The organism is Aporhodopirellula rubra, from assembly GCF_014192335.1.
Taxonomy (GTDB): Bacteria; Planctomycetota; Planctomycetia; order Pirellulales; family Pirellulaceae; genus Rhodopirellula; species Rhodopirellula rubra.
On sequence record NZ_JACHXU010000008.1, the window covers coordinates 86,468 to 101,564 of the forward strand.

The 15,097-nt window shown below is 53.3% G+C and carries 8 protein-coding genes; 3 read left to right on the forward strand and 5 right to left on the reverse strand.

The features are described 5' to 3' along the window. Window positions 1-67 precede the first annotated feature (67 nt). Window positions 68-1,585 carry a deoxyribodipyrimidine photolyase gene (locus FHS27_RS12730; RefSeq protein ID WP_184305318.1) on the reverse strand — a complete coding sequence of 506 codons (1,518 nt, stop codon included), beginning with the start codon at window positions 1,583-1,585 and terminating at the stop codon, window positions 68-70. Between the two features lie 345 nt (window positions 1,586-1,930). Between FHS27_RS12730 and FHS27_RS12735 the strand changes: the two genes are divergently transcribed. After that, a complete protein-coding gene (locus FHS27_RS12735; RefSeq protein ID WP_184305319.1) occupies window positions 1,931-5,059 on the forward strand; it encodes a DUF7133 domain-containing protein in 3,129 nt (1,042 codons plus the stop codon). Between the two features lie 102 nt (window positions 5,060-5,161). On the opposite strand, the gene FHS27_RS12740 is transcribed toward FHS27_RS12735, so the two are convergent. The 3 genes from FHS27_RS12740 to FHS27_RS12750 all read right to left on the reverse strand — a co-directional run bounded on the left by FHS27_RS12740 (window position 5,162) and on the right by FHS27_RS12750 (window position 10,092). Continuing rightward, window positions 5,162-7,381 carry a response regulator gene (locus FHS27_RS12740; RefSeq protein WP_246419701.1) on the reverse strand — a complete coding sequence of 740 codons (2,220 nt, stop codon included), beginning with the start codon at window positions 7,379-7,381 and terminating at the stop codon, window positions 5,162-5,164. Next, on the reverse strand, window positions 7,378-8,628 hold the full coding sequence (locus tag FHS27_RS12745; protein ID WP_246419703.1) for an ABC transporter substrate-binding protein: 1,251 nt from the start codon (window positions 8,626-8,628) through the stop codon (window positions 7,378-7,380). The genes FHS27_RS12740 and FHS27_RS12745 overlap by 4 nt, the downstream gene beginning before the upstream one ends. A 156-nt stretch (window positions 8,629-8,784) precedes the next feature. Beyond that, window positions 8,785-10,092 (reverse strand): glycoside hydrolase family 2 TIM barrel-domain containing protein, encoded by a 1,308-nt coding sequence (locus FHS27_RS12750; RefSeq protein WP_184305320.1) that lies wholly within the window; start codon window positions 10,090-10,092, stop codon window positions 8,785-8,787. Window positions 10,093-10,179: 87 nt separating this feature from the next. Here FHS27_RS12750 and FHS27_RS12755 point away from each other — a divergent pair, with 87 nt between their 5' ends. Together FHS27_RS12755 and FHS27_RS12760 are read left to right on the forward strand one after the other, a co-directional pair. After that, window positions 10,180-11,235 (forward strand): LacI family DNA-binding transcriptional regulator, encoded by a 1,056-nt coding sequence (locus FHS27_RS12755; protein WP_184305321.1) that lies wholly within the window; start codon window positions 10,180-10,182, stop codon window positions 11,233-11,235. Between the two features lie 218 nt (window positions 11,236-11,453). Continuing rightward, window positions 11,454-11,945 (forward strand): tetratricopeptide repeat protein, encoded by a 492-nt coding sequence (locus FHS27_RS12760; protein ID WP_184305322.1) that lies wholly within the window; start codon window positions 11,454-11,456, stop codon window positions 11,943-11,945. A 117-nt stretch (window positions 11,946-12,062) separates the two neighbouring features. Here FHS27_RS12760 and FHS27_RS12765 read toward each other — a convergent pair whose 3' ends face one another. After that, entirely contained in the window at window positions 12,063-15,083 is a 3,021-nt protein-coding gene (locus FHS27_RS12765) for an FG-GAP-like repeat-containing protein (protein WP_184305323.1), read from the reverse strand. Window positions 15,084-15,097: the final 14 nt, after the last annotated feature.

Genomic DNA, 15,097 nt, shown 5'->3' on the forward strand with positions numbered 1-15,097 from the left:
GATTCTGGCTATCTGGGGGGATATTTGCAACGTTTTTGCGCGAAATAGCAGCTATTTTTGCAATCTCTCATGAAAACCGTTCGAGATACTCTTTGAGCCGGAGTTTCTTCCGCGCGCTGTCACTGGTCATGTAACGGACGCTCCCGAACACCGGTCGGCGAGGTCCCCAGGCTCGATCGGTGCGGCCGAGCACCCACAAAATACCGCAATAGGAATTGGGATCACGTCCGTCGAGCCCATATTTGTTGTTCAAATGAATCATCACGTCGAGCGCTTCTTGGGCCGAACGAGTCCAATGGAAAATCTTCTTTCCCCATAACATTCGCATGTAGTTATGCATCATTCCGGTGCGGACGATTTCGTTCTGTGCGGCGTTCCATAATTCATCATGCGTCTCGGCGTTTTCGAACTGTTCGAGCGAATAGAGAAAAGGCCGCTCATCATCATCGGTAGACTGTAAGGATTTCTGAGCCCAATTGGGTAGCGAAGCGAGTTTGTCATAAGAATCAGGATTCTTAAAAGCCCAATTAAATCCGATCTCTCGCCATGTGAGGACTTGGTCGAGAAAGCCCTCCGCCGGTTCACTGACGTTCCAAAAATCATGGTTCTTCCCGTTGGGTTTTGAGGCGTCGTCAGGCGACCATTCTTCTTTCTCTAAAACGCGAAGAACCAACGCGTGCGCCGAAATATGTCCGAAGTGCAAATGCGGGCTGAGTCCGGTCGTTGCGTGTTCATCGGGATGATTGCGGTCATCGTCGTACCGTTTGAGGTTGTGATCGAGGAAATCATCTAGTCGACGATCTGCTTCGACGCTGCCGCCAGGGCAGACAGGGGAGGGCACGACGTCATGATCGATCGGTATTTTCGAGATGCCGTCTTGCTCGAGCAGTTGATGAAAATCCGCGGCCGGCCATCGATTGAGGATCTTTTTCGGAATCAGGTTTGAGGCGAGAAAGTCATCGGATGGGCGAATCGATTTCGAGTCGATTGGGGCAGGGGAGGGCAGAGCAGGGCAGGGCAGGGGAGCTTCCTTGGGCACACGCTGAAGCGCTTCGAGGATGTTCTTTTGCATATACCGACGATAACTGTGAGCCACCGTGTAGGTTTTCTCGGCACTGCGAAGCGGTAGGACACTGTTGCCATCGACGAGTTCGAGTCGCGCAGGTAATCGATCTTTCACCGCAGCGATCATCGTTGGCAGGAAAAAACAGGGGTACTCGTCCGTCACAACCGTACACGCCCGTTCCGCCAATCGATGCAGCAGCGGTGACCCATGACCAGGTTTTGGTTCGACATAGGGATAGTACGCGACACCGAATTTCTTGGCCGAGGCGGCGTTGTCACGCATCCCTTCGATGACGAACCGGTGGATTCGGTCGCTCGCCCATTGGTAGCGAACTCGAAGTGGTTCAAAAATGAGAAGAGGACAGTCGAACTCGATCGCCCGTTCAATCGCGTATTGCAACGCGATGTTGTAGCTGAAACGACGTTGGGCGATCATCCAGTACAGTACATAATCGCCGTCTGAACGCAGCGGATGATCGTTCGCGGAGGTGAGTCGGTTTTGGAGAAGGTCGTCAAGCATGAGCGAGGTTATTTTTCGTCCACAAAGAGGAGAAGCAGCGATTCAGAAGGGGGCGCGTTCAATCAAAAAAGGATTTTTTTGTCCCGGCCGCTGTTAAGATAGCGTTGAGGCGAGCCATTCAGATTCAATCCGCTCAATTTTGCCGATCCTTACGACGCGAATCCATTGGATTTGAGAGTTTGAGCAGACCGTTGTCTGATTTGACCAGCGATAACCTTTAACCAGCGATAGGCGATATGGAAGAGCCATCGACGGTGCTCAGTCGAATCCGCTCGACTAAATCGATATTGATTTGCGATCGCTTTGCTCGCTCCCTGACTCTCCCCACCCCCGAACCCTACCTTGATGAATCTATTGCGCCTCGTTTCTGTTGCGACTCTTTCCATTGCTGCATTGAGCACGATGACATTGGCGGCGGAAGTCAGCTCGAAAGCGCCACCGTTGTCTCCCGAAGCGTCGATCGCAACGATGCAGGTGCAACCCGGCTACTGCGTCGTTCCCGTCTTGTGGGAACCGGATATTGAAGAACCCTCGGTCGTCGTGTGGGATGGCAACGGACGAATGTATGTGGTCGAAATGCGGACCTACATGCAGGATATTGACGGTAGGAATCAACTCAAACCGACGAGCCGCGTATCGCGTCACGAGGATACCGACGGCGATGGGGTGTATGACAAACATACTGTATTTGCAGACAACCTTGTCTTACCACGAATGGTGCTGCCGCTATTAGATAGCGTCATCATCGGTGAAACGAATACGCTCGATCTTAAGAGTTATCGCGATACCGACGACGATGGTATCGCCGACGAGATTGAGCTTTGGCACGAGGGCGGCGACCGCGGCGGAAATCTTGAGCATCAACCCAGTGGTTTGGTTTGGAACGTCGATAATTGGATTTACACCACTTACACAGGGTACCGACTGCGATTCACCAGTGGCAAAGTGGTTACTGAACCTTTGCAATTCAATACCGGGCAATGGGGGCTGACTCACGACAATGTGGGTCGCATGTTTTACTCAACCGCAGGTGGCGAAAACCCCGCGCTCGCGTTTCAGCAACCGATCATCTACGGACAAATTGGTCTGCGCGGTGAGCAAGTTGATGGTTTCCGTGAGGTCTTTCCGATCGACAATGTTCCTGACGTCCAAGGCGGACCCGGTCGTGTTCGCGATGACAACACGCTGACGCAATTCACCGGAGGCGGAGGTCAGTCGATCTATCGTGGCGACGCGATGCCGAGTGATTTCGATGGTGATTTGATCATCTGCGAACCGGTCGGACGACTCATCCGACGAGCCAAGGTTGTCGACGAGGAAGGCCGCATCACGCTTTCAAATGCGTACGAGGGCACTGAGTTCGTTGCTGCACGAGATCCCAATTTTCGTCCCGTCAACAGTGCTACCGGACCAGACGGTTGCCTCTACCTGGTTGATATGTATCGCGGCATCATCCAGGAAGGAAACTGGGTGCGAAAAGGCTCTTATTTGCGAAAGATTGTCGAAGAGTACGAACTCGATAAGAACATCGGCCGCGGTCGCATCTACCGTGTCGACCATGAATCGACCCGTCGCGGTCCTCAACCCAGGATGCTTGACGAGACACCGGCGCAGTTGATGCGGCATTTATCGCATCCCAACGGATGGTGGCGCAGCGAAGCTCAAAAGCTGATCATTCTTCACGGCGACAGAAGCATCCTGCCGGAACTAATCCGAATGGCCGAGAACGCGGACGAACCCTTGGGACGTCTGCACGCGTTGTGGACGATTGAAGGGCTCGACGCGGTCACGCCTGAGTTACTCGCCAAGGGAATGAAGGATTCCGATGCACGCGTTCGAGCCGCCGCGATACGGATCGCCGAGCCTTTCTTGGCTACCGATGAACGATTCGACATTTTGATCAAAGATCTTGGCAAGGATTCATCGACTGCGGTCGTCATTCAAACTCTTTTGTCGGTGAATCACGGTCGCCATCCTAAGGCGGATGCGATCACTGATTGGATTTTGATTGCCAATCAGGACAATCCGAATGTCGCCTCGATCGCCCAGCAATACCGCTCGAACCTGGAAGCCATTGTTGCTGAACGCAAAAAGTTCGCAGAGTTGCAAAGTCGCAATAAGGAACTTGCCGATTCAATGGTTCGCGGTCGAGTGATTTACTCGACCTTGTGTACGACCTGCCACGGCGAAAACGGCAAAGGGCATCCGGCACCGAAGGGAGGTGGTCTGCACTTGGCACCGCCACTGGCCGGTTCCCCACGCGTCCGCGGACACAAAGCACGTTTGGGACGCATCCTGTTGCAGGGGCTGATCGGTCCGATCGAGGATAAAACCTATGCAGATGGATTGATGATGCCTCTGGCGTCTAACTCGGATACTTGGATCGCAGACGTCGCTAACTACGTCCGTAACAGTTGGGGAAACGAGGCTTCCATCATTCGGCCGACGGACATTCGCCAGATCCGGAATGAATCCGCATCGCGAATCGGACCGTGGACGCTAAATGACCTCGACTACTACGACCCACCTGCGTTGGAAAACAGATCTGAATGGAAAATTGCGTCAAACGCCAACGAGGACAATCTCTTCAAAATGATCGACGGTGACGCGTCGACCCGATGGGATAGTGCGGCACGCCAGAGCCCTGGCACTTGGTTCACGATTGAGTTGCCCGAACCGGTTACACCGATGACGTTGGTACTCAATACCCGCAAGTCGAACAAAGACTACCCTCGCGGTTATGTGGTTGAGGTATCTGAAGACGGAACGATTTGGAACGATCCGGTTGCAAAGGGATACGGGAACCAAGCCGTCACGAGGATCGAATTGGATGCCCCTGGACTGGTCCGATATCTTCGGGTGACACAGACCGGCAAATCGAACGTGAACTACTGGTCGGTACACGAACTTTCGTTGCATGCGATTCCACGTGATGCCGCGCCACCCGTTTCGATGGCCGAGTTGTTAGCAAAGATGGAACCAAAGGCATTGGCAGAACACGCGAAACGTGACGGAGACGCACAGCGTGGGGCGACTCTGTTCTACGGCGCGACGATCTCCTGTGCGAAATGTCACGACCCCGACTCCGGTCCGCGACTGGGACCCGATTTAGCAATTAAGCGAGAGGCGGTCACCGATCAAACGTTGGTCGATGCGGTATTGGATCCGTCAAAAGAGATTCACAAGGACTTTCAACAGGTATCCGTGATCACGGCGGACGGATTGGTGCTCACCGGTTTTCCTGTTTCCGAAAACGATGACGAGTTGGTCATTCGTGAACCCGCGGGCGGCAAGGAAATTACCATTGCGCAGGATGACATCGATGACGTTGTTCCACTGAAGGTATCGGCCATGCCCACGGGACTCGTCAACCAATTGCGAGACCCTTCACAGTTTTCAGACTTGATACGATTCCTCATCGAGGTCCAAGACGGTGGACCGGAGACCATGAATCGGCTGAAGAACAGCCGTTAGGGTCATCGTCTTTGGTTTTTGCGGCCCAGTTGGTTCGGTCTTTGATACCGCAGAGAATCAGACACCGCTCGGCACTGGTATGAACAAAAGATGCCAGGGAACTCACCAGTTTTTGGCATGTCTCGGAATCGATTCCGGTGGGACGGTTGGTTCCACTTTGAGAAATAACTCGTGCGATCGAACCGGTTTCGAAAGGTAGCCGTCCATTCCGGCTTCGATGCATTTTTCGCGATCACCTTTCATTGCGTTCGCTGTCATTGCAAGGATTCGGATGTGTCCGCCGAGCGACTTTTCACGCTTCCGGATTTCTCGCGTTGCCGCGAGACCGTCCATCACTGGCATTTGCACGTCCATCAAGACGAGGTCAAATTTTGGAGCATCGTTTGCGAAAAGGGCGTCGAGTGCTTCTTTCCCATTGGCTGCCACTGTGACGGTGTGGCCGCGTCGTTGCAGCATGGTGACGGCGACTTTTTGGTTCACCAATCCGTCTTCGACGAGCAACACGTTTAGCTTTGACGTTGCGGCTTCGCGGTCAGGAGCGGTGGCAACGGGTTCCTGTTGATACGAACTCGTCGGTGAGAGTGCCATCATGATCGAGTCATGCAGTACGGACTGCTTGACCGGTTTGGGAAGTCGACGGACAACGTTTAATTTGCCGGCCCCGGCCTGACTTCCGCTTTCCATCGCCGAGGTCATCAGCAAAATTTTGGTTGCCGAAAGGCGACGATTTGGATGATCGTAGACCCGTTCAGAAAAGTTCCACCCATTCATGTTGGGCATATCTTCATCGACGATTACTAACGAAATCGGCTCATTGGAGCTTGTCGCAGTTTCTAACGCCGTAATGCCTGCGGCGCCATCGGCGGCGACGACCGTGTCGAGTTCCCAGCTTTCGAGTAGCTCGCCGAGTACACGCCGATTGGTGTGATTGTCATCGACAATCAATACCGTTTGTCCCTTCACGGTTGATGGCAGAACCAGAGAAGCTTGGGTCGTCGCGAGAGCGAGTTCCACAGTAAAACGAAACGTGCTCCCGTGACCTTCCGTGCTCTCCACACTGATCTCACCGTTCATCAATTCGGTAAGCCGACGAGAGATTGTCAGTCCCAACCCCGTTCCACCGAATTGCCGGGCTGTGGCGAGATCCGCTTGGCTGAACATATTAAAAATTTCGGCCTGTTTGTCTTTTGGGATGCCGATCCCGGTGTCCACGATCGCGCAGGCTAACACGACTGAGTCAGAGTTTCGCGAACGAATATTGACGTCCACAAGTACTTCACCGACATCGGTAAACTTAATCGCATTGCTGGCCAGATTCATCACGATTTGCCGCAACCGTGTCGGGTCACCTCGCACCGAGTCGGGCACCGCAGGAGCGATGCGTAGGGCAAGTTCGATATGTTTTTCGGCCGCCCGATTGGCGAGCGTCAATAAGGTGTCACTTAACGTTTCACGAATACTGAAACTGATCGTTTCCAGTTCCAGTTTGCCCGCTTCAATTTTAGAAAAATCAAGAATGTCATTTAGCAACTGCATCAATGACTCGGCGGACTGTTTCACGATGTGTTGATAATCACGCTGTTCGTACGATAACTCAGTACCCAACAACAGATCGGTCATTCCGATGATCCCGTTCATGGGAGTGCGGATTTCGTGGCTCATCGACGCGAGGAATTCGCTCTTGGCTTGGTTTGCCGCTTCAGCCTCCTTCTCGGCCCGGAGTGCTTGGTTCTTGAGTTGTTTGAGTGGACGGTAAACGAATTGGCGTGTGATGATGACGGAGGTGATTGATACAGCGAGGCTCAACACCATTGCCAAAGCGATGTCCACCCACACGTTGCGGCGAATCTCGTCACTGATGGTTTGTCGCGACAACACCACACTGACTTCACCGATGACTTCATCATCAAACGAGACATCTGCGGATGCCACGGCATACAGTGGTGATCGAGCGAAGCCCTTCAAGTTGAGTCGCGGGGTGTTCGGTTTGCGGCGAACGGCCAACGTTTCGGTGCGGTCACTGACCTCGGCGTAGACAATTCTCTGGTTCGTCAGCGAGGCACCGAGCAAGTCACCGATCGTTCGTTCATCGACATTCCATAACGGGGTCGCGGTCGAGGTCGCGATTGATAGTGCCGCCCGTTCGGCTTCACCGCGGATCCGTTCGTCGAGTTGTCGGAGCGTTGCATAGGCTGCGACGCCTCCGAAAATCGCCAGTGTGACCAACACCGTCGTCACCAACGCGACGATGTATCGCATCGTGATCTTGCGCTCGTCCGCGTTGTGACTGGTCCGAGGGTCATATTCAGATGACGAGATCATTCGTTTCGCGCAGGTTTTTCAACGGACTGCTGCTCCTTGCCAATCTGCATGGAGGTGTCTACGGAACGATCTGCTAACTCGAAACGAAACTGATAGCCGTCGGATTTGGGACGATGCAAACGAGAATACTGTTTGAAATTGATGCGATCCCATTCACTCTTTTGCAAACTCGCTTGATAGGCAGCCACATTTTCGGCCGTGACCAATTTCATCGGTGACGCATAGTGCATAGGGATTTTTGACAAATCCAAACCGTTGAGTAGATCATGAATGATCACCGCCACCCAACCACCTTCCTGAAAGTGACCCCCGACCGTGGCCGCGAGTGTTCCTTCCTTGATCGCAGTCATCGCTTGCCTAGTCGCGTCGACGCCGCCGACAACGACGTCTTTACCGGGCACCAACTTGAGGTCTCGGAGCCCTTCGATCGCACCGAGTGCCATCTGATCATTGGCTGTCCAAACAGCAGACGCCTGGGGATATCGGCGATGTAAAAAACGGCAACGGTTCCTCGCAAAACCCTTTTTCCAATCCGCCGCTACCAATTGGTTCAGTACGACCTCATCGCGCCGCGCCTCGACCGCGTCCATTAATCCGGCGGTCCGTTGAACCGAGGCGGTATGCGATACGGTGCCACCGAGAGCGATCAAGTGAACCCGTCCATCCGGTCCGAGTCGTGAAGGATCCTTTTTCGCTGCATCGATCAACGCGTTGGCGAGCTGGAAGCCTGCACCGTAATCGTCGGGCAACATCTCACCGACCCAGTACTTCAGTTGGCTCCGCGGTTCGCCAGCCTTGGCTCTCTGTTCGGAGGTAAGACCAGAGTTGATTAAGAAAACGGGGACTTGGTAGGAATTCGCGGTATGCAGAAACTTCAGTCCGCCTCGCTTGAAACTTTGCATCACGATGCAAGCGGGTTTTTTTTTGCGTTCACATTCCACTCTCATGTGGCTCGACATCGCCTTCAGGCTGCCATCGGCAAAACGGAACTGCAATTCGAGTCCGAGTTGATCGGCCGCGACGCCCATGAATTCGGCGAAGAGACTCCAGAATGGATCGTCCTCGTCGCTGCCGATCAACACCAGGATACGGTGTTTATCACCGCATCCTGTGCAATCTTCTGCATAGGTTTGATGCGTGGGAAGTGCGAACAGACTCGCAACGATTACGAGGGCCAGAACCCAACGCGAGCAACTCGGCCAACGACATGCCACCACCGGATCAATCCAACGGAGGATCATCTTCATGTCATACACACTCAAAGTAATCGGTCTTCGAGTCTGAGCATGTGGGGTCGTCACATGCTATTGCCCACTCAAACGCAAAAATCGATTTCGGGGAACAACACCCATCACAATTATATACGAGATCGCAGCCTGAGTTGGCCGGATCTGTTGATTGAGTCAGTTTGCGGACACTCGGAAACAGATATTGTCTGCGCTCGCGTTGCCCTGGCCGTCTCGCACGATGATGAACAATCGATAGTTCCCAGGTTTGTTGGGAGTTCGAATCACGGCTTCACCTTCTTTGGCCCGAACAACACATTCTGGGAACAGAGGAGGAACGGATTCGCGGTCTCCGCCGACACTGCGTTCGGTCGTTTCGGCTTGCACATACCACGTCCATTCGAGCGGGTCATCGTCCGGGTCGGTTGCCTGCACCCGCGCTTCAAAAAGTGCACCGGCGGCGACCGTAGCTTCCGTCAATTCCGATTCCACCCGTGTGACTTTCGGGCATCGGTTTTCGGGCCAATGTCCGGTCCAGGCCCGGCACATCGCATCGACCTGAGGGAGTTTTTCGCCCGACGGAAGAAACATTCCGTACCAAGTCGATGTTTTCTCTTGTTTCTGACCCCAAAGGAAGCAGTAGCTGCCGACGCAGATATCGCCCGCGTCTTCAGTCAACATTGACTGCGTCACGTAGTAGCTCGCCGCCTTCGCACGGCTGCTCGGTTCGATCGCGGCGCCCCAAGAGGTCTGAGGGACTTCCCAATGCCCTGACGGTCCGAATTCGGTCAACGCGAATGGTTTATTCCATCCGGCTGCTTTGACATCGCTGGCTACCGACGAGGCCGCTCCATACGAATTGACCCCCAGAACATCGATGTTCGGATAGTGTTCAAGAATGCCGCGGATTTTCGCTGCCGAGGCCCCTGCGATCACCGTCATGACCGGGTGATCGGAATCTTCCGATTTAATGATCGCAGCTAACTCGTTGAGCTCTTTCCAAATGCGTTCCGCACCGCTGTCGGACTCGGGCCCCTCCATTTCGTTGCCCAATCCCCACATCAAGATTGCGGGATGATCCTTGTACTGCCGAACCGCTTGGCGGACCGCCTGACGTTGTTTTTGCACCTGTTTCGGGTCGGAGTAATCAAAACCGTGCCGCTCGTGTTCAATCCAGATGCCCACCGAAACGGAGATCCCGAGTTCTTGGCAATAATCGAGCAGCGGCTTTCCGTCGATCTGTTTCTCGAGTGATTCGATGCCCCAGGTTCGAATCGAGTTGCCCCCACATTCGACCAATTCCCGTAAATGGTCCGAGCCGCCGGCGCCGTAGATGTAATAGGGTTTTCCGTCTCGTTTGAGAACAAAATGACCTTGGTCGTTCTTGTCGACCGTGACTTCCGTTGCCAAAGTCGGCCCAGACGCTAAAAGCGATACGGAAAGCAGACAGGTACAAAATATCGACAATCGTCTAACAGTATTCATTGTGTGTTGTTCTCCACGGGCTATGGTGTGCATAAAATTGCATTGTAGCAGTCAAGTCGCCAAAAGTGTCTCAAAAAAGAATTCGTTATGGCAAAAACGGTCAATCAGCAACTGATCGCAGACCGACTTCAAATTTCACGTGCGACGGTTTCGCGTTGTTTCACCAACCATCCAGGAATTAATCCCGAAACGCGTGGCAAAGTTTTTCGTCTCGCCGCAGCCCTCGGCTACACGCATATGGAAACCCGCACCGGCAAAGGTCGCCAGCGATCGGCCGAGAGTCGGTTCGGGATTCTTATCTGTACCGACGTTGATGACTACTTAAATACTGACTACCAAAGTCCGGGTGAAAATCTGATCGCCGGGGTCAGTGATTATGCACAACTCAATGACGTGACACTCGAAATACATTATACCGATCCGTGTCATAGCAGTTTGACTGATTCGTCGTATGCGAAGGTCGACGCTTTGAGCCAGCGGTCTTGGGACGGAGCCTTACTGGTTTATCCTTTTCCTAAAACAATTGTCGACGAACTCAATCTCCTGATCCCGGTTGTGTCGCTCGTTGAGCAGTACAGTGGAACGCCGGTCAATTGTGTCGATGTCGACCATCACCGCGGAATTTCCGCAATTATCGGCCATTTATCGCAACATGCACATCAACGCATTGGCTTCCTCACGCATGATTACGGGGTCGACGCTCATTGGGCATTGCGACGACATTCCGCCTATGTTGAAGAGATGACTCGGCTGGGTTTGGTGATCGATCCGGCAAACGTTTTGAATGTTCGTCCGAGTGAACGATACAGCGTCGCCGACACCTACGCGCGAGCTCTCGAGCGGACTCGCTATGGTGTCACGGCTTGGGTTTGTGCGGCCGATCATCAAGCCTACGGATTGATTTCCTATTTCAACGAACATGGTATTAAGACACCCGCGGATGTTTCTGTGACAGGCTTTGATGGTATTGAGCCACCGGACGGATCGCCGCAACTGACAACGGTTTCGATCCCGTACTACGAAATCGGTCAGATAGGGTGCAGGCGTCTTCAAGACCTCGCATCAAAACGATTCGGCTCGGCCCAACACACGATGCTCGATTGTGCCCTTCGTGAAGGAACGACAGTTGGACCCGTCGTTTGAACCAGCACCATTGGCTGGCACGATCGAGACGAATTCCGCGTTGTTCACCAACAACCACAACGCCACTTTGCCGGTGAACGTAACGCACAAAAACATCGTATTTCTCGCACTGAAAATAAATGTGCATAAAATTGCATTATTGCATTGAAGTGAGCTGTCACGTCGAATAGAACGAAGACTCATGAAACACCTTTCTGTCCCCACTTTCGAGTAATCCGATGAAGAATCTGTTCGTGCTCCCACTCGTTTTTGCATTTCTGGTTTCGTCGGTCGCACAAGGCGATGAGGCGTCTGCCAAGAAATTGGATTTTGGTGACTACTCTTCGGCGACACTGACAACCAAAGGCTGGGATGCTTACAACGCTAAAAAGTATGACGATGCGGTTACGTTCGCGAAGGAATGCGTCACCCGATATGCGAAGGAAGCAATCGTCATGCAAAAGGAACTGAAAGAACCCGTCGCCGGCAGCGACAAGGACGCCGTGCTGAGCAAATGGGCTCTCAATGATGTCGGAACCTGTTACTTCATTCTGGGCCAATCGTTAGAGAAACTGGGTAAAACGGATGAAGCGATTAAGGCCTACAAACAATTGCTGAAAGACGTACCGTTTGCTCAGTGTTGGGATCCACAGGGTTGGTTCTGGAAACCAGCCGATGCGGCGAAGAAACAGATCAAAGTACTTGAATTTGCTAAGTTAGAAGACGAATAAGTCGTAATCAGATTCAGCGTCGTCTCACCTTGGACGTTGGCAATGCGATTGCTCTCCGTGTCAACAATTTGTGGCTGGTCCTTTCTAGCGAAGGGGCCGGCTATTTTCTTAAGATCATCACGGATGAGCCAATCGGAAGGCGTCTTCGTCACGCTCTACGAGCAACCAGGTCGCATTCGGCGTCAACGATTCGAACGACTGTTTTGTACCGTCGGCCCAAACAACGACCGCGCTGCAGTTGTCGGCAAGGTTCCCAAGACCGACTCGGATGATCCGCTCGTTACTGCACAAAAAACCGTCGCCTGACGTCAGAGGCACGATCCAATTTTGATCACCCGAATGCAGTTGGAGTGTCGCTCCGATCGCGTCGCGCGAACAATCTCGGCCTTTGATTTGGAATTCAATCCAGTTTCCTGCGTCGCTAGTTTGATTCGCCAACAAGGCCACGGGTTCTGTCTGATGCGTGACTGCAAAATCGGTGAGCCCGTCACGATTGAAATCAATTGTCCATAACGCACGACCGACATGTGGCGTAAGCAGATATTCGCTTTCGATAGAGGGACCGATCGATCGGTAGCCACCTTCGTTGCTTCGCTGGAAAATTTGCATTTGCTGGGCGTAGGGTGCAGCATCTTCGCCGGGATACATGTCGATATGTCCGTTGGCCACGACGAGTTCGAGAACACCGTCATTGTCGAGATCGATCGCTTCGGTTCCGAATCCGACAAATGGCAACGTTGGTGTGAGCAGATCTTGCGGTGCGGTTTGGTCACGCCACAATCCTCCACTGGCGTGCTCATGGTACGTGTTGCTTTCACCGAGAAAGTTGGTGATATAGAAGTCAATGTCTCCATCTCGATCGAAGTCCGCTGTGGCCATTCCCATTGAACCTTGGCCGGGCGAACGGTCATCCGATCCGAGACCTCTTAAGATCGCGGATTCTCGCAGTTGAAATCCATTTTTCGTTGATGGGCTCCAGTAATGATTGCTAGTCAAGTCATTGGCAATGAAGATGTCGACGCCTGGTTCATTGTCAAACGACCCAACGGTGACACCTAATCCTCGCCCGACGACGGAAGGAGAGGCTTTCCAATTTTCAGTCTGGTCAGAGAATTCGCCCGCGCCAGTAGAAGATTGAAAACAATCCGTTGCACCGGGGAAAATTAGCGGGGAACAGGCTCTGACGATGTTCGTTGTTTCCTGACGACATTCTCGTGTGACGGCATCGATCCCTTCGCCGTAGCTGAGAATGGTGAGGTCGGCGAGTCCATCGTTATTGAGATCCGCAATCGCGCCGCAGGAAGACCAAGTTGTTTTTGACGCGTCTTCGTCGAGACGACTGCTCGAGTCCGTAAACGTTCCGTCACCGTTGTTGATCAGGAGTGTGTTAGGACCGTAGTTGAGAACGAGCACGTCGGCGAAACCATCCTCGTTAACATCGCCGACTGCGACACCTTGGGAAAAACCGGTGTCTCCGGTGTCTGTAACGCCGGTGACGTCAGCGAACGTTCCGTCCAGATTACGCCAAAGTGCGTTGGCGTCGGATTCACGGTAGGGTGGTGTCCCACCGGCGGCGGCCAAGTAGAGATCTGACCAACCGTCGAGGTCAAAATCAATCGCGCCACCACCACATCCGAGTGTTTGGTAGTGCATGACGCCGGGTTGATCCAAATGGTCGCTAGTGCGGCCGAAGAATTGCAATCCGCTCGCGTCGGCTTGATCAACCAAGTTAATGCGAGCGGTGGATGATGTTCTAATCGTTGAGCGGTTTGGCTGTGCCGACGCGGTAAACGAGCCAACGGATATCCGCGGAAGAGGCAAATGGCTTAAATCAAGTTTCATTTCCTCACGCGAATCGATTATTTGCCAGGGGGTGTCTCTGCGAAGTTGTCGAACGATTGAGTCACGAATAGGTTTGACGTCGACCGAACCTTCATCGGGAAATGTCATTGCGATTGAGGTCCAGGCCTCGGCTTCCCAAAGTCGACCGAGATCTCTGGCAGTTTCGGCTATTTCGACGAGCGTGTCGCGAGACTTCTTTCCTGACTTTAAAAACTGCGATCGCAGGTGGGTGAACCGTGTCAGGAGGATGACGCGCTCTTCAACTGCAGAAATCGTTTCAGGTGAAAGTTTTGCGTGCGAGTCACTCAGTTGCGTCAGCGAGGTGCTTAATTTGAACCAAGACTCACGAATGTCCGCGTCCTTTTGCACCGCCTCCCAATAGGCTCTCGCCGCCTGGGTATGTAGTTGACGGTCTCGGCACCAATCGCCGATGGCCAGCCAATAGAACGAGTAGTTTTCGACTGTCTTCGGAAGCGTGGGGACCAATTGGGCAAACTCATTATATCGTCCCGAATCGACGAGCGCGCGGCTGAGAATGGCCAACGAGGGTGGGTATTCCGGGTGATACTGCAAACTCTCATGAAGAATTTCAATGGCTTGATCAAAGTCGCCTCGGTCGAATTGAATCCTGGCTTCGGCGACGAGCGGTCGCTTGTCTCGCGGATGACGAGTCGCCATTTCGACGAGAGAATCAGAGCGTTCGGCTCTCGCTTCCGTCTGGCTCATTTCGAGGAGAAGATCCAGATCAAACTGTCGTTTCCGAACGAGATATTGACCGTGTGGGATCGACCGTGGCCGATCTTCCACGCCCCAACACATCTGGTACAGCATCCGACGAATAGAATGTTGGTCGGGTTGTTGTTTGATGGAAGATTCCAACAAATCAATGCAATCGAACACCCGTCCGATTGCCAAGTGGGCGGCTAACGCCCGGTTGGTTCTTGACGGGTCACTGAACGAATCGATGCGGCAGGCGTCGGACATCAGATCGGCGGCAACGTCTGGCGTCCCGTTGCCGTGCGCCGCCTTTGCGGCGAGTTCGATCGCATTGGCATCGTCGTGATATTGCATCAGTACTGAAGGCGACACTTCGTTCGCCTCTTGCCAGTCCTGGCGATGGATCGCCGAACGCAATCGGGCGAGTGCGTCTTCGGGTTCTGCGAGACGGTCTAGTTGAAACTCCTGGACCGTCTGTTGACAACCTACCAGAGCGACGATGATTAGAAGACCGAGGAACCAATCTCGCGTTGCGTGACGGTGGTCGATCGTATTGTTTCGCCGCTGGGAGTTTTTCATTGGAGGGACCGGCT

Coding starts and splice junctions, on each gene's coding strand:
- FHS27_RS12730 (WP_184305318.1), bottom strand. CDS start 1,585: ATGCTTGACGACCTTCTCCAAAACCGACTCACCTCCGCGAACGATCAT.
- FHS27_RS12750 (WP_184305320.1), bottom strand. CDS start 10,092: ATGAATACTGTTAGACGATTGTCGATATTTTGTACCTGTCTGCTTTCC.
- FHS27_RS12735 (WP_184305319.1), top strand. CDS start 1,931: ATGAATCTATTGCGCCTCGTTTCTGTTGCGACTCTTTCCATTGCTGCA.
- FHS27_RS12740 (WP_246419701.1), bottom strand. CDS start 7,381: ATGATCTCGTCATCTGAATATGACCCTCGGACCAGTCACAACGCGGAC.
- FHS27_RS12745 (WP_246419703.1), bottom strand. CDS start 8,628: ATGAAGATGATCCTCCGTTGGATTGATCCGGTGGTGGCATGTCGTTGG.
- FHS27_RS12765 (WP_184305323.1), bottom strand. CDS start 15,083: ATGAAAAACTCCCAGCGGCGAAACAATACGATCGACCACCGTCACGCA.
- FHS27_RS12760 (WP_184305322.1), top strand. CDS start 11,454: ATGAAGAATCTGTTCGTGCTCCCACTCGTTTTTGCATTTCTGGTTTCG.
- FHS27_RS12755 (WP_184305321.1), top strand. CDS start 10,180: ATGGCAAAAACGGTCAATCAGCAACTGATCGCAGACCGACTTCAAATT.